Raw genomic sequence first — 16,833 nt, 5'->3', positions numbered from 1 at the left:
TTCAGGAGGTGATATGAATAACTATTAATTGCTTAGAAAACTGTTTATATCAAATTGATGGAATATGTACATTAACTCATATAACAACATACTCGGGCAATTCGAAAAGTAACTGCCCTTACTTTAAAAATAAAGATAGATTAAACAAAAAAACGAAGAATGACGGCTAAGCCGCCATTCTTTATATCTTAGTGTTCTAATACATATGCCCACTTGTATTCAGTACTAACACCAACTGGGAATCTTGCTACACCTTTAACATATGGTTTTTGCAAGAAGTTTCTTGCCGCGAAATAAGTTGGTGCTATAGGCATTTCTTCCATTAATAACCTTTCAGCTTCTAACATGTATTCCATTCTCTCATCGCCAGTACTATTATTAGCTTTTTCAATTAACTCATCGTACTTAGCGTTGCTCCAGAATGCATCGTTGTTACCACCATCAGTTACCCACATATCCATGAAAGTCATTGGGTCATTGTAGTCAGCACCCCAACCAGCACCAACTATAGTATAATCCGCTTGATCCATTTTTTGTAGACGGATCTTGAATGATACTGATTCGATAGGTACTTCAATACCTAAGTTGTTTTTCCACATTTGTTGTAATGCCTGAGCTAGTTTTCTAGCTACATCACTATCTCCAGTTAGATAACTAACATGCTTAGCTAGCTCTTCCTTAGTAGCTCCAACTTCTTTTAATCCTTCTTCTAATAACTTGTTAGCTTCATCTATAGCTGCCTGTCCTTTAGTACCAACATCATAGATTAAATCTCCATTTTGCTTTCTAAATTCTCCACCAGCTTTTCCTGGGATTCCACCAGGTACGAAACCGTAAGCTGGAATTGAACCATTAGCAAGAACCCCATTTACATAAGCATCTCTGTTTATAGCTAATGAGAATGCCTTTCTTATTTTCTTATTGCTGAAGAATTTGTCTTTGCAGTTGAACTCTAAGTAGAATGTAGTAGCATCTGCCATTCTAACAAATTCTGGTGAATCTTTATGGTTATCTAAGAATTCAGCAGGTACTCCAGTTATATCTAATTCTCCAGTTTCATATAAGTTGATTGGAGTATTAGTATCGTTAATCATATCGCATTCGATTCTTTCAAGTTTAACACTATCAGCATCCCAGTAATTTGGGTTCTTTTCAAGAATTATTTTTTGTTCATGATCCCATTTAGTTATCACAAATGGTCCACTGAATACCATCTTGTCAGCATCTGCTGCATACTCATCTCCCCACTTCTCTACTGCAGCTTTTTTAGCTGGTAAATAAGTGATGAAAGAAGTTAAACTTAAGAAATATGGCATTGGTCTTTCTAATTCTACTTGTAGAGTCTTTTCATCAAGAGCTTTAACTCCTACTTCGTTAGGATCAGTTATCTCTCCTGTATTGAATGCATATGCATTCTTAATTCCGTAGAATTGGTATGCATATGATGAAGCAGTTTTTGGATCGATAGCTCTCTTCCAAGCATATTCAAAATCGTAAGCAGTTATTGGGTCTCCATCTGACCATTTAGCATCTCTTAATTTGAAAGTATAAGTTTTACCATCATCACTTATAGTCCAGCTCTCAGCTAAACCTTTACCTACGCTACCATCTGGATTAAGTCTTACAAGCCCTTCTAAAGTAGCATTTAATAGTACAAACGAAACTGTATCAGTTGTAGTTTGTGGATCTAAATCAGGTGGTTCTGTACCAAGATTTATTTTTAATACTTGTTCTTTAGCTAATTTCTCTTCTCCAGTATCATTTGGAGCTTGTTCATCAGTTTCTTTTTGTTCTTCTTTTCCAGTTGGTGGTTGTTCAGTATCATTAGTTTGGCCACATCCTGCCAATGCTAATGATAATACCATAGTAAAAACTAATGCTAATATAAGCCATTTACTTCTTTTCATTAACTAATCCCCCTTTAATTTTTTATAATCCATGGGAAATTATATTCCTTATTAGATTGTGGATAATTTTGAATATAATTTCCGTAATGGATATAGGCAAAATCTTCTTCAATTCATTTAAAATTGAAGATTTTGTTATTAAGGATAATAATTTTTTGTCTAACTTATAAAGTTAATACTCACCCCCCTTAAGCTCGTTAAGTGAGAATTTTTCTAAAATTTTATATCATTTTATATCTAATTATATCAAATTCTATATAAATTTAAAAAATCCTTTGTATTTTAAAATTTTTTCGTTTAGTTTAAAATTTTTGAAAAATCAAAATCCAATCAATTGCTATATTTCGTTTTTTTAATATAGTTTAAACAATTTTAATTAAAGTATAAAAAATTTTTAACATAATGTCAAGTTAATATTTTTCCCAAGCACTAACTATTACTATACTTATGTATGTACAGAGATATACATTACACTTTATTTTACCTATAAATTGAAACAAAGTGCCGAAGCAAACCTCTTCGGCAACTTATCAAATTACATGACATGCTACAAAATGCCCTGGACTTACTTCTCTTAGTTTTGGAGCCTGTTCTTTACATATTTTCTTACACAACTTACATCTAGCCTGGAATTTACATCCTGGTGGTGGATTAATTGGACTTGGCACGTCTCCTTCGAGAATAATTCTCTTTCTACTTCTTTCAACTTCTGGATCTGGAATAGGTACAGCTGATAATAAGGCCTTAGTATATGGATGTAATGGTTTATCATATAGCTCTTCACTAGTTGTTAACTCCATAATCGAACCTAAATACATAACTGCAATTCTATCAGAAATATGCTTAACCATACTTAAGTCATGAGCTATAAAAAGATATGTTAAACCGAATTTCTCTTGTAATTCCATTAATAGATTGACAACTTGAGCCTGAATAGATACGTCTAAAGCCGAAATAGGTTCATCACAAACTATAAATTTAGGTTCTATGGCTAAAGCTCTAGCTATACCTATACGCTGTCTCTGCCCACCACTAAACTCATGAGGGAATCTACTAGCATGTTCTCTATTTAATCCAACTAACTCTAATAATTCATATATTCTTTCTTGTCTCTCTTTTCCAGTATATAATCCGTGAATATCTATTCCTTCACCTATAATATCTGTAACTGTCATCCTTGGATTTAATGATGCATACGGATCTTGAAATATCATTTGAGCTTTTCTTGTAAACTGTTTTAATTCTTCTTTATTTAGTTTATGAACATCCATTCCATCAAATATAACTTCACCATCAGTTGCATCATATAATCTTATGATTGTTCTACCTGTTGTTGATTTTCCACAGCCAGACTCACCAACAAGACCCAATGTTTCTCCTTCTTTTATATCAAAACTAATATCGTCAACAGCCTTTAATGTTAAGCCCTTGCCAACTTGGAAATATTTTTTTAAATTTCTTACTTCTATAAGCGTTTTCCTTTCTTCTGCCATATCTATCTCCTTCCTTCGACAATAGGATTTTTTACCTTTGGTGCCATTTCATGCTGTAACCAACAATGTACATAATGTTTTTCACTTATTTGAGTCTTCTCTGGATAGTATTCTTTACATACTGGCATAGCATAATCACATCTAGCTGCAAATGGACATCCTACAGGTGGCTTAAACAAATCTGGCGGCTGTCCTACTATTGGTACTAACCTTTCTTTGTTGGCAGCGTCTAATCTTGGTACTGATTGCAATAATCCCCAAGTATAAGGATGTTGCGGATTAAAGAATATATCATCACTTGTACCTGACTCTATAATCTTACCAGCATACATAACAACTATTCTATGAGCTATATTAGCAACAACACCGAGGTCATGTGTTATCATTATGATTGATGTATCTAGTTTAGTTTGTAATTCTTTCATAAGGTCTAATATCTGAGCTTGAATTGTAACATCTAATGCAGTTGTAGGCTCGTCAGCTATTAATAGCTTAGGATTACATGCTAATGCAATAGCTATCATAGCTCTTTGTCTCATACCACCACTAAATTCATGCGGATACTGCTCAACACGTTTTGCAGGGTTCGGTATTCCAACCAATTTAAGCATTTCAATTGCTCTTTCTTTTGCTTCTTTTTTAGTCATATTTTGATGTTTAATTAACCCTTCCATTATTTGTTTCCCTACTTTCATAGTAGGGTTAAGTGAAGTCATAGGGTCTTGGAAAATCATACTGATTTCACGACCACGAACTGACTCCATTTGTTTATCTGTAAATTTAACTAAATCTTTTCCATTGAATATAATGCTGCCTTTTTTAATTTTCCCTGGCGGCATAGGTATAAGTTTCATAATTGACTGAGCTGTAACCGATTTACCACATCCTGACTCACCAACTATAGCCAGAGTTTCCCCTTTATCTACGTAGAAATCTACTCCTCTTACGGCTTTAACTTCTCCAGCATAAGTATCAAACGAAACATGTAAGTCTTTTACTTCCAATAATCTATCTCTATTTTCCACTTTATTAGCCTCCTTTACTTTCTAAGTCTTGGATCTAGTGCATCTCTTAAACCGTCACCCAACAAGTTGAAAGCAAGCATTGTTATACTGATTAATAGTGATGGGAAGAATAATTGATACGGATGTATTAAAAGTACTTTACTACCATCTGACGCTAAAGTACCCCAGCTCGCCAATGGCAATGGAAGTCCAAGACCTATATAACTTAAGAATGCCTCTGAGAATATTGCACCTGGAACTGCAAATGTTATTGATATAATAATTGGTCCCATTGAATTCGGAATCAAATGCTTAGTTATAATTCTCCATCCATCTGCACCTAGAGTTTTTGCCGCTAATACGAACTCCATTTCTTTTAATTGAAGTACCTGACCTCTAACTAATCTGGCCATTCCACCCCAACCTGATATAGCAAATGCTATGATTATAGTATGAAGTCCTTGTCCGATAACAACCATTAAAAGAATTACCCATAACATTTGTGGTATTGAGAATATAATATCAATAATACGCATCATTACTATATCTACATTGCCTCCTAAATAACCTGAAACTCCTCCGTAAATTACACCTATTGTAAAATTCAATATAGCTGTCATAAAGCCAATAAACAAGGATACTCTTGCACCCATCCAACATCTTACAAATATATCTCTTCCTAATGCATCAGTTCCAAACCAATGTTCAGCTGAAGGTGGCTTATTTATACTCATAAAATCTTGCTCATCATAAGTATAAGGCTGCATATAAGGTCCTACCACAGAAAGTAGCATTAATAATATAAGTATTATCATTGAAGCAATAGCTAGTTTGTTTTCTTTAAGTCTTCTCCAAGCATCTTGCCAATAAGTTAAACTTGGTCTTACCAACTCTTGTGATTTCTCGATATCTTTTCCAACTATTTTAAACATATCTTTGTTCAGTTGAACTTGAGCCATCTCGTCAACTCCTCTCTATTAGTCTAATCTTATTCTTGGATCTATTAATCCGTATGCAATATCAACTAAAAATATCATGAATATCAATATTGCTGAATAGAATACTGTCGTACCTAAAATCAACGTATAGTCTCTTTGTTGTATACTTTGGATATAGTATTTTCCTAATCCTGGTATACCGAATATTTTTTCTACAACAAATGTACCTGTAAGTAATGTAGCTATTGTTGGTCCTAAAACTGTAACAATTGGCAATATAGCATTTCTTATAGCGTGTTTCCAAATAACAACAGATCTTGATAATCCTTTTGCTTTAGCAGTTTTGATATAATCTTGATTTAATACGTCAAGCATACTTGTTCTCATCATCCTAGCCTGGAATGCAATCATCCTCATTCCTAGTGCCCAAGCAGGTAATATAATGTGATATGGTGTTCCCCATCTTGCAACTGGGAACCATTGTAATTTAACTCCGAACCAATATTGGAATAATGCTGAAAAAACGAAGTTAGGTACTGAAACCCCCAATATAGCTAATAGAATAACGAAATAATCAAAGAATCCCTTATGATTGAGTGCAGCAATAATTCCTAAGAATATACCCAAGGTGATACCGAACAGACCTGCTGCCAAACCAAGTTGAGCTGAAACAGGGAATCCTGATTTCAACATATCAGCAACTGTTCTGTTCTTATACTTTAGCGACATACCTAAATCGCCTCGTAATAAGTTCTTTAAATAAGTAAAATATTGTACAACTAGCGGCTTGTCTAATCCATATTTAGCCTTAAGGTTTTCTAAAATCTCTGCTGGAATTCTTTTTTGATCAGTGAATGGATCTCCCGGAATAGCGTGCATTAAGAAAAATGTGATAGTAACTACAACCCATAATGTTAGAACCATAGTTCCTAACCTTTTCAGAGTATACTTAAACATAAATACACCTCCATAATTTTTTTTGCAATATGAAATACTCAAATCAAAAAAAGAACTCTAAACTTCTCACTCCCCCCTTAAAACAAGTTATATAAATTTTTATTGTTTATTTATAAAATAGTTCAAAATTTCATTAATTTTAAATTTTGCATTTTGAGCGACTTGTTCAAATTGTCTGAAATTTTTTACTTTTTTATTTTATGATACTTTATACTTCTTTATTATGCAATTAAATAAGTTTTGATAAAATATTAAGAAAATGTAATATTTGATACTAGATATTAGCTGTTGGGTATTAAAATAGAAAATTGTAAAATTTAAAATATAAAATTAGGACGTTATACTATGCATGAATTTCAAAAATAAAATTAAGGCAGTAATTTAGATTCAACCTAATTTTACTGCCTTAATTTTTCTAATATTATCTTATTTACTAATTGAGGATTTGCCTTGCCTTTTGTAGCCTTCATAACTTGACCTATTAAAAAACCTAATACTTTTTCCTTCCCTTTTTTATAGTCTTCTACCGGCTGTCTATTTTCTTCGATTATTTTATCAACTATGCGTTCTAGTTCAGATGTATTACTCATTTGAAGTAAACCTTTTTCTTTAACTATTATTTTTGGATTCTTTCCTTCTTCAAACATGATTTTTAATACTTTTTTTCCAATGTTGTTACTAATTTTACCCTCATTTATTAACTCTAGTAAATCAGCAAAATCCTTATAAGTAAATTTTATCTCACTAATATCCATCTTCCTAGCATTAAGCCATCCTAAAATATCCCCCATTAGCCAATTGCTAACCTGTTTTGGGTTATTACTAATTTTAACTGTTTCTTCAAAGAAATTAGCTAAATTTTTTGAAGATGTTAAGACATTTGCATCATATTCAGGCAAGTTATATTTTCTTATAAATCTTTCTTTTTTATCATGAGGAAGTTCAGGCAGATTTTCTTTAACATTTTTTATCCAATTTTCATCTACTTCAATATCTACCAAATCAGGCTCAGGAAAATATCTGTAATCTTCAACCGTTTCCTTTACTCTCATGACTACAGTTTCATTTTTATTTTCATCCCATCTTCTTGTTTCCTTAAGCGTATTTTTCCCCTGTTTTAATAATTCAATATGTCTTTTCTCCTCAAATTCCATAGCTTTAACAGCAGCCTTAAATGAATTTAAGTTTTTAATCTCTGTAACCGTACTCTTTACTTTTCTTTCTTCATCTATAACATTTATATTGATATCACATCTTAAGGAACCTTCTTCCATCTTACAATCAGAAATCTCAATATATTGGAGTATAACTTTTAATTTTTCTAAAAACATTCTCGCCTCTTCAGGGGAGTTCATATCAGGATAAGTTACAATTTCTATTAAAGGAACTCCACTTCTATTGTAATCTAGAAGAATATTACCTTTTTCATCATAAATAGATTTCCCCGTATCTTCTTCTATATGTATTCTTTTAATTCTTATTTTCTTTTCGCCGTGTTTTGTATCTATCTTTATATATCCATCTTTGCAAAGAGGATTACTATATTGAGTAATCTGATATCCTTTTACTAAATCTGGATAAAAATAATTTTTTCTATCCATTCTGCTTTTATTTGATATTTCACAATTTAGAGCTAATCCAGCCATTATACAATATTCTACAACTTTTTTATTAATTACAGGCAGAGCTCCCGGAAAACCTAAACAAACTGGACAGCAATGTATATTTGCTTCTTTGCTAAATTCTGCTAAACAACTACAAAATATTTTAGTTTTTGTCAAAAGTTCAGCATGTATTTCAAGCCCTATTACTGTTTTATATGCCATTTTTTATCCCTTCCTTTATCTTAGGAGCTCTTCTTTGAAAGTTGCTATTTTTTTCGTAAGTATATGCTACGCTTAATATATCTACTTCTCCAAAAGCTTTACCTAATATTTGCATTCCTACTGGTAAGTCATCAATATATCCACAAGGCAATGTAATAGCAGGTATCCCTACAATATTAGCTGAAACTGTTAATATATCTGAAAAATACATAGAAACGAATTTCTCTTTCTTTTCTCCAATTCTATAAGGTAATGTAGGAGTCGTAGGTGATATAATAACATCAAACTCTTTAAATACTCTTTCAAAATCTCTTATAATTAATGTTCTTACTTTCTGAGCTTTTTTATAGTATTCATTGTAATGACTTGAACTTAAGAAATAAGTTCCAATCATTATCCTTCTCTTTACTTCATCACCAAAGCCTTCTGTCCTTGTCTTTACAATCAATTCTTCAACTGAATTATAGTTTTTAGTTCTATTTCCATATCTAACCCCATCAAACCTAGCAAGGTTTGAACTAGCTTCAGAAGGTGCTAAAGTATAATAGGTAGCTAAAGCATATTCTGTATAAGGTAATGAAATATAATCTATTTTGGCACCGAGTTTTTCAAGAATTTTAACTGCATCTAATACTTTTTCTTTTATTCTATTATCTACTTTATCATCAAAATATTCTTTAGGTAGAGCTATCTTTACACCTTTAATATCTTTCATTAATGCTTTTGTATAATCAATATTGCCATTATCAACAGATGTAGAATCTTTTTTATCAACTCCTGCTATACTGTTTAATACAATCGCACAATCTTCTACATCCTTAGTCAAAGGCCCTATTTGATCAAATGATGATGCAAATGCTACTAAACCATATCTAGACACAAGTCCATATGTAGGTTTTAATCCAACTACTCCACAAAAAGCTGCTGGCTGCCTTATCGAACCTCCTGTAGACGAACCTAGAGCATATGGAACTAAAGATGCTGAAACAGCCGCCACTGAACCACCACTTGAACCTCCTGGTACTCTGCTTAAATCCCATGGATTTTTAGTAACCTTGAAGGCAGAATTTTCTGTGCTAGAGCCCATTGCAAATTCATCCATATTGGTCTTACCTATTATAACTGCACCATCTAACTTAAGTTTTTTTACAACAGTTGCATCATACGGTGGTATGAAATTTTCTAAAATTCTAGACCCGCAAGTCGTCTTAATTCCTTCTGTTATTATATTATCTTTAATTCCTACAGGAATTCCTGCTAAATCACTTAAACTAGTGATACCTTCTTTTATTTTTTTATCTATTTTTCTAGCATCTTCAAGAGCTTTTTCTTTAGTTAAAGTTATAAAACTGTTAATTTTATCTTCTACTTCTTCTATTCTACTTAAAAAACTTTTCACTATTTCTTCCGATGACACTTCTCTGTTTCGTATTAAATCTCTCAACTCATGTATCGTAAGTTCTGTTAAGTCCACTTTATATCTCACCTCTAACAATAAAGTATCCATCCCTCACTTCTTCTGCATTAGAAAGAACCTTCTTTCTTTCTAAAGAAGGCTTAACAATATCTTCTCTAAAAAAGTTTTTAGAATGATGTATATTATAAGTCGGCTCAACGCCTTCTGTATCTATTTCCTTTAATTTTTCAACTAATTCTAAAATCGCTGTCAATTGATTGGAAAATTTCTCTATATCTTTTCCGCAAATTTCTAGCTTAGCTAATTTTGCTATGCGTTCAATTTCTTTTTGAGAGATTTTCATAAAATATCCTCCTTAAAAACAAACTACCTATGAAAATATAAGCGGATGCTTGAAAGAATTTAGTTAAAAAACTAGGTGAAAATTTTGAAGAAAATCCGTAGGCTTAGCATGGACGCTAAGCCAGCTTCCAGAGTCAGGACGACCCCCCCAACGCGTTAGGATTTTCTAAAAATTTGAGCCTTTAGTTTTTTCTAAATTCGTCCGCATGAGTGTTATTTTCATAGATATTTAATCTACAGTATAAATTTTATTGTTCAACTTACTGCCTATCTAATAGCTGTTAGCCGATAATATCTAAAAACTCTCTCGCAGTAATTATTTTTATACCTAATTCCTTCGCTTTATCATATTTAGAACCTGGATCTTCTCCTACAATTACATAGTCAGTCTTTTTACTAACACTACTAGCTACTTTCCCACCCATTTTAGTTATTATTTCTTTTGCTTCTTTTCTACTAATTCCTTCAATAGCCCCAGTTACAACAACTGTTTTACCTGAAAATATAGTATCATTTTCTATTTCCTCTTCTTCATAAACTGGATTTACACCTTTTTCTAAAAGCTTGTTTATATTAGAAATTATTTTTTCATCTGTAAAAAACTCTATTATGCTATTTGCCACTTTATCTCCAATATCAGGTATTGCTATAAGCTCTTCATAGGTTGCACTCATCAATCTTTCAAGGGATTTAAATGTATTAGCCAAATCAGTTGAAGTTTTCTTTCCTACATTAGGTATACCTAATGCAAAGATAAATGAGTCTAATCTGCAATCTTTACTTCTTTCGATAGCCTTTAACAGATTTTCTGCTTTTTTCTTTCCAAATCTCTTTAATTTGATTAGCTCTTCAAATTTTAACTCATAAAGTTTAGGTATATCTTCAAGCCCTAATTCTTCATATAACTGTTCTGCTGTCTTTTCACTGAACCCTTCTATGTTCATTGCATCTCTACTCGCATAATGAACTAATCTGGAAACTAACTGCGGTTTACATGATAGAGAATTCGGGCAGAAAATATGCACTCCTTCTTGAATAAGCTCACTACCACAAGCAGGACATTCTTTTGGCTTTTCTATTTCTTTAGGATTTTCACAACTATCTTCAACTGTTCCCATTATTTCTGGTATTACGTCATTAGACCTTCTTATCCATACTCTACAGCCAATTTTAACTTTCTTTCTCTGAATATCGTCCCAATTATTTAATGTAGCTCTTTTAACTGTTACTCCACCTATTTCAACAGGCTCAAGTATCGCTGTAGGAGTAACTTTTCCTGTCCTTCCTACATTCCATTCTACACCTATCAGTTTCGTCGTCATTTCTTCTGCTTCAAATTTATATGCTATGGCCCAACGTGGAAATTTCTGTGTATAACCTAAAACCTCTCTTGTTCTCATATCATTTATTTTTATCACAAGCCCGTCTGTTAAAACATCAAGAGAATTTCTAGTTTCCTTTATTCTTTCTATTTCTTCTACTACCTCTTCAATACTATTAAAAGTTTTTATATATTCACTAACTGGCAGCCTGTTTTCTTTTAAGAAATCTATCATTTCAAGATGTGTATTAAAACTTTTACCCTCTATATAACCTACATTATAAAAGTAGGCTATTAATTTTCTTTTTGCAGTAACTTTAGGGTCTAAATTTCTCAAAGCCCCAGCAGCCGCATTCCTTGCATTTTTAAGCGGTTCATCTGCTGTCTTATTATACTCTTCTAAAACTGATAAAGGCATTAATCCCTCACCTTGTATTTCAACAGTACCTTTAAACTTTATACTTAGAGGTACCGATTTTATAGTTTTTATCTGCGGCAGTATTGCCTCCCCTATTTCTCCATTACCTCTAGTTGCACCTTGAACTAATTTCCCATCTTTATAAGTAAGATTAATTGTAAGTCCATCAAATTTATACTCGACTACATAGGTAGGGAGAGGTAATCTTTCTTCATTTTCTCTATTGTACTCTCCTATTAATTTTCTTACTCTTGCATCCCAATTTCTTAATTCTTCAATGGTTTTACATTTATCTAAACTCCATAATTTACCTAAATGTTTATGCTTCTCGAATTTTTCAAGCGGCTTTGCTCCAACTCTCTGTGTTGGAGAATCACTTAAAATTATTCCTGTTTCCTCTTCCAATTTTACTAATTCATCATAGAGTTTATCATATTCCTTATCACTAACCTTAGGATTGTCTAAAACATAGTAATGATAATTTAAATCATTTATTATATCTACAAGTTCTCTAATACGCTCTTTTTTATCCATCATCTCACCTTCTTTCAGTTTTTACAGTTGTCAGAAAACAGAAGACTACTCTACCACTTCTATCGGTGCAAAGCTAAGCATAAGTTTCTTAACACCTTTACTTGCAAATGCAACCGATATCTCTTTATCCCCGTCCTTATCTTTAACTTGTACAACTGTTCCTATGCCCCATATTTTATGCTTAACTTTCTTCCCAGGTTTTATATCATTTGAAGAAACGCTTGATTTGCTAATATTTTTTTCTACTACCCCTGTAAAGAATCTATTAGTATCTTTTTTTATCTTATCTGATACTTTTACTGTCTTTTCATTTAAATTCTCCACTAGATATTCTGGTATTTCTTTTATAAATCTTGATGCAGTATTATACATAGTATGTCCATATAAAGTCCTTACATCAGCATAAGTTATATATAAAGTTTTCATTGCCCTGGTAATACCAACGTAGCATAATCTTCTTTCTTCTTCTAATTCTTCATCGCTTTCAAGTGCTCTTGAAAGTGGAAAAATTCCTTCCTCCATTCCAGCTAAAAATACTACTGGAAACTCCAAACCTTTAGCACTATGTAGTGTCATAAGTAAAACAGCATTTCCCTCATCTTCTACATTGTCAATATCTGAAAGCAGAGAAATATTTGCTAAAAATTCCTCTAAAGTATTTTCTTCACTTTTTTGTTCAAAATCTATTGCTACAGAAATAAATTCTTTTATGTTCTCTATCCTGCTTTCAGCTTCAATCGTACTTTCCTTTTTCAGTTCCTCTATATACCCTATTGAATCTATAACATTTTCTATAAGCTCTCTTACTCCTAAAATTTCCTTCATAGCTATAAATTTATTTATTAGAGTAGTAAACTTATTTATATTAGCAATAGCCCTCTGCGATAACCCTGGAATATCCTCTGCATCTAATATAGCACTATATAAACTTTCTCCCGTCTTTTGACAATATGCTTCTATCTTTTCAATAGTCTTACTGCCAATTCCCCTTTTAGGTACATTGATTATCCTCTTTAAACTGACATTGTCAACCGGATTTTGTATAAGTCTTAAATATGCTATAATATCTTTTATTTCTTTTCTATCATAGAATTTAAGCCCCCCAACTATTTTATAAGGGATATTCGATTTTATTAATGCTTCTTCTATAACACGTGATTGGGCATTTGTTCTATAAAGAACAGCAAAATCCGAAAATCTTAAACCTTCATTCTTCATATTTTCATTTATTTTATTTGCTATAAAATTAGCTTCATCATGCTCATTGTAACCACTATAAAGTTTTATTAAAGTCCCTCCATCATTTTCAGTCCATAATTTTTTTGATTTTCTCCCATAATTGTTCTTTATTACATGATTAGCTGCTTCTAGTATAGTTTTAGTAGAACGATAATTCTGCTCAAGTTTTATAACTTTTGTATCTGGAAAATCCTTTTCAAATTCGAGTATGTTCCTAATATCTGCCCCTCTCCATCCATAAATCGACTGGTCATCATCGCCCACTACACAAATATTCATATATTTTCTGGACAATAATCTAATTAATTCATACTGTGCTCTATTTGTATCTTGATACTCGTCCACTAAAATATATTTAAATCTTTCCTGATAATCATTTAAAACATCTGGATTTTTTATAAACAAATCTATGGTCTTAAATATTAAGTCATCAAAATCTAATGCATTATTCTCTTTCAATTTCTTTTGATACAAGCTGTAAATTAAAGCCTTATTTTTTTCTCTAAAGTCCTCATAATTATCCCTCATATATGTATCAGCATCTATAAGCTTATCTTTTTGAGAGCTTATAAAGTTTAAAATAGCTTTTGGCTCATAAAACTCTTCATTTAGATTTAATTCTTTTATACAATCTTTTATAAGTGTCTTTTGATCGGCTGTATCGAATATTACAAAATTTCTACTATATCCTATCCTATCGATATTTCTTCTTAAAATTCTTACACATATCGAATGAAATGTTCCAATCCACATATTTTGAGCTTTGCCACGAATAAGTTTTTCTATTCTTTCCTTCATCTCATTAGCAGCCTTGTTAGTAAAAGTTATTGCTAAAATATTCTCTGGTTTTATCCCTTTTTCTTCTATTAGATATGCTATTCTATGAGTTAAAACTCTCGTTTTCCCCGAACCTGCACCAGCTAGTACCAATAATGGACCCTCTGTTGTTAACACCGCTTCTTTCTGTCTATCATTTAAAGTATCTAAAGAAACCATATATTTTTCTCCTCTCACTTTCATTCTTTCTCTATAGAACAAAATCTTCAATTAAAGAAATTAAGGAAGATTTTGTCCACATATCCATTACAGAAATTATATTTAAAATTATACACAATTCAATTAGGTAATTTAATAATATAATTTCCGTTTATGGATTTCAATAAAATCTTCCTTACAATATTTACTTAAATCGAATATTTCGTTCTAAAAATATGTTTTAACCCCTGCTATTATAAACAGGGGTTAAGCTTGTTGACAAAGAAAAATATTTTATGAAAATAACGCTCATGCGGACGAATTTAGAAAAAACTAAATTCTTTCAAGCATTCGCTTTCATTTTCATAAATATTTAAAAATATAAGTTTATAAGCAGTCTGAACCCCTGCTATTATAAGCAGGGGTTGAAATCTATTTGCACGATTTAGATGTGTAATCATTCTGCAACTGATAAATATTTTGATTCATCGCTATCTATCAAACCGCCTTCAATAGTATATAAACTATAAAAATATCCTTTTTTATCTATTAACTCTTGGAATGTTCCTATTTCCTTAATTCTTCCCTCTTTTATTACGATTATTTTATCATATTTTTCAAGTATATTTCCTATAAGTTTGTGAGTTACTACTAGAATAGTTAATTCTTTAATATCTATTAATGAATTTTCTATTTTAAATGCAGTTTCATTATCTAATGATGAAGTAGCTTCATCTAATATTAAAATAGGTGTGTTTTTAACTAAAGCTCTAGCTATTGCTATTCTCTGTCTTTCTCCACCAGATAAATTGCAACCACTTTCTCCTACATATGTATTCAATCCATTATCCAATGAATTAATTAATGGTTTTAATCCTGACTTTTCAATAATTTCATTTAAATAATTATCAGAGTAATCATTAAATAAAACTATATTCTCTTTTATGCTAGAATCAAACATAAATACTTCTTGCTGTATTACTGAAATTAACTGATATAAAGAATCTGCTTTTATTTTCCTTATATCTATCCCATCTATTGTAATCTCGCCATCAAAGTCGTCAAAATATCCTAACAATAATTTCAATATAGTAGTTTTACCACTTCCACTAGAGCCTACAATAGCACATTTTTCGCCTTTATTTATGGAAAAATTAACATCTTTTAAAACGTCCCTACCTTCTTTGTAAGAAAAACTAACATTTTTAAATTCGATTTTATCATTAAATGTAGCCTTTTCAATTCCTTCTTTATTACTAACAGTAGAAAATAACAATTCCATGAACTTTTCATTTATTTTCTTTACTGATTTTATTTTATTAATATCTCCGGCTAGATTTCCTAATGGACTAACTATATAGTTCATCAATTGAACAGAAGCTATCAAATAGCCCACCGTCATAAGCCCTTTTATAACCATATATGTTCCAACTACAATTACCGCTAAAAACATTAAAAAGCCCGATACTGATGATAAAGCTGTTACAAACGAACTAATAACTTTAAATCTATATTTAGTTTTTTCAACTTCACTATTGAAATTAGCATATTCTTCTTTTATTTTATTCTCTATATTAAAACTCTTTATAACTTCGTAACCACTTAAAAACTCCTTCATTGATGTAGTAAAATTACTTAAAGAATCAGAAAATTCTTTTTTATACTGTGAAACTTTTTTACCAAATAGATTAGGTATTAGAATAGGTAACCCACCTACAATTATTACAGTTACTAACAAATAAGGATTTATGACTACTATAGTTACGGTTGCTGTAATAAGTCTAAAGCTCTGATATATAAAATCTAAAATAGTATTAAAGTAATCTTGTTCTAACATTGTTATATCGTTTGTAAACATCGATATATAATGTGAAATATTCTGTTTCCTAAAAGACATTATATCTTTCTGTATGAGTTTGCTAAACAAAACCTCTTTCAAATCTAAAAAAGTTTTATTTATATATTTAGCCTTCATGACATCTACTATATAATCTAACAGAAAACTTAAGATAACAAATATGATTGCATAAAATAAGATTTCTTTAAATCTATCTATATTTTTATTAACCCCACTGTCTACAATTTCCTTTAATCCTAATGCTAATAAAATATCAGTTAATGTCAGCATAAACATTAATATTATATTAATAATCAGTAGCCCTTTATGTTTATATATATATTTTTTCATATAGTCCTTCCACCCTTTTCAGAATATTAATCCATTACAAAAATCTATAATTTTGATTTTTTATATTTTGCTTGTTCTTATTCAAATCGTAGTAAGATGCTAGATTTAAATATGTTGAAATTGGAATATTTAGTTATAAACTTGTACAAACTTACATACATTATAACAAATCACTCTAAGGACATCAATGCCATTTATGTATTTTATTTCCGACATTTTTCTACATTTTTCTTTTTTAAAACTCCTTTGAATATCTTTTTAATAATTTACTAAA

General features: G+C 31.0%; 11 protein-coding genes. All 11 read right to left on the bottom strand.

The window, feature by feature from the left end; translation table 11 throughout:
• Window positions 1-188: 188 nt before the first annotated feature.
• Window positions 189-1,907 (bottom strand): peptide ABC transporter substrate-binding protein, encoded by a 1,719-nt coding sequence (locus AB4Y15_RS10250; protein WP_427340264.1) that lies wholly within the window; start codon window positions 1,905-1,907, stop codon window positions 189-191.
• A gap of 530 nt (window positions 1,908-2,437) precedes the next feature.
• Entirely contained in the window at window positions 2,438-3,400 is a 963-nt protein-coding gene (locus AB4Y15_RS10245; RefSeq protein ID WP_427340263.1) for an ABC transporter ATP-binding protein, read from the bottom strand.
• A 2-nt stretch (window positions 3,401-3,402) separates the two neighbouring features.
• Window positions 3,403-4,425: an ABC transporter ATP-binding protein gene (locus AB4Y15_RS10240; protein WP_427340262.1), complete on the bottom strand. Its 1,023-nt coding sequence runs from the start codon at window positions 4,423-4,425 to the stop codon at window positions 3,403-3,405.
• A gap of 14 nt (window positions 4,426-4,439) precedes the next feature.
• A complete protein-coding gene (locus tag AB4Y15_RS10235; protein WP_427340261.1) occupies window positions 4,440-5,363 on the bottom strand; it encodes an ABC transporter permease in 924 nt (307 codons plus the stop codon).
• An 18-nt stretch (window positions 5,364-5,381) separates the two neighbouring features.
• The gene (locus tag AB4Y15_RS10230; RefSeq protein WP_427340260.1) at window positions 5,382-6,299 is read right to left on the bottom strand and encodes an ABC transporter permease; all 918 of its coding nucleotides are present in this window, start codon (window positions 6,297-6,299) and stop codon (window positions 5,382-5,384) included.
• Window positions 6,300-6,697: 398 nt separating this feature from the next.
• On the bottom strand, window positions 6,698-8,125 hold the full coding sequence (gatB, locus tag AB4Y15_RS10225) for an Asp-tRNA(Asn)/Glu-tRNA(Gln) amidotransferase subunit GatB (protein WP_427340259.1): 1,428 nt from the start codon (window positions 8,123-8,125) through the stop codon (window positions 6,698-6,700).
• Window positions 8,115-9,611, bottom strand: coding sequence for an Asp-tRNA(Asn)/Glu-tRNA(Gln) amidotransferase subunit GatA (gatA, locus tag AB4Y15_RS10220; protein ID WP_427340258.1), 1,497 nt, complete (start codon window positions 9,609-9,611; stop codon window positions 8,115-8,117). The genes gatB and gatA overlap by 11 nt, the downstream gene beginning before the upstream one ends.
• Window positions 9,601-9,885, bottom strand: coding sequence for an Asp-tRNA(Asn)/Glu-tRNA(Gln) amidotransferase subunit GatC (gene gatC / locus AB4Y15_RS10215; RefSeq protein WP_427340257.1), 285 nt, complete (start codon window positions 9,883-9,885; stop codon window positions 9,601-9,603). Before gatC ends, gatA begins: the two co-directional genes overlap by 11 nt.
• Before the next feature lie 280 nt (window positions 9,886-10,165).
• A complete protein-coding gene (gene ligA / locus AB4Y15_RS10210) occupies window positions 10,166-12,157 on the bottom strand; it encodes an NAD-dependent DNA ligase LigA (RefSeq protein WP_427340256.1) in 1,992 nt (663 codons plus the stop codon).
• A gap of 45 nt (window positions 12,158-12,202) precedes the next feature.
• The gene (gene pcrA, locus AB4Y15_RS10205; protein ID WP_427340255.1) at window positions 12,203-14,443 is read right to left on the bottom strand and encodes a DNA helicase PcrA; all 2,241 of its coding nucleotides are present in this window, start codon (window positions 14,441-14,443) and stop codon (window positions 12,203-12,205) included.
• Between the two features lie 385 nt (window positions 14,444-14,828).
• Window positions 14,829-16,559, bottom strand: a complete 1,731-nt coding sequence (locus AB4Y15_RS10200) for an ABC transporter ATP-binding protein (protein WP_427340254.1) — start codon at window positions 16,557-16,559, stop codon at window positions 14,829-14,831.
• Window positions 16,560-16,833: the final 274 nt, after the last annotated feature.

It is taken from the genome of Caloranaerobacter longqiensis, assembly GCF_050286925.1.
Taxonomy (GTDB): Bacteria; Bacillota; Clostridia; order Tissierellales; family Thermohalobacteraceae; genus Caloranaerobacter.
This window is presented reverse-complemented; position numbering and strand designations above follow the sequence as displayed.

Coding starts and splice junctions, on each gene's coding strand:
- gatB (WP_427340259.1), bottom strand. CDS start 8,125: ATGGCATATAAAACAGTAATAGGGCTTGAAATACATGCTGAACTTTTG.
- AB4Y15_RS10200 (WP_427340254.1), bottom strand. CDS start 16,559: ATGAAAAAATATATATATAAACATAAAGGGCTACTGATTATTAATATA.
- AB4Y15_RS10250 (WP_427340264.1), bottom strand. CDS start 1,907: ATGAAAAGAAGTAAATGGCTTATATTAGCATTAGTTTTTACTATGGTA.
- AB4Y15_RS10230 (WP_427340260.1), bottom strand. CDS start 6,299: ATGTTTAAGTATACTCTGAAAAGGTTAGGAACTATGGTTCTAACATTA.
- gatC (WP_427340257.1), bottom strand. CDS start 9,885: ATGAAAATCTCTCAAAAAGAAATTGAACGCATAGCAAAATTAGCTAAG.
- ligA (WP_427340256.1), bottom strand. CDS start 12,157: ATGGATAAAAAAGAGCGTATTAGAGAACTTGTAGATATAATAAATGAT.
- AB4Y15_RS10235 (WP_427340261.1), bottom strand. CDS start 5,363: ATGGCTCAAGTTCAACTGAACAAAGATATGTTTAAAATAGTTGGAAAA.
- AB4Y15_RS10245 (WP_427340263.1), bottom strand. CDS start 3,400: ATGGCAGAAGAAAGGAAAACGCTTATAGAAGTAAGAAATTTAAAAAAA.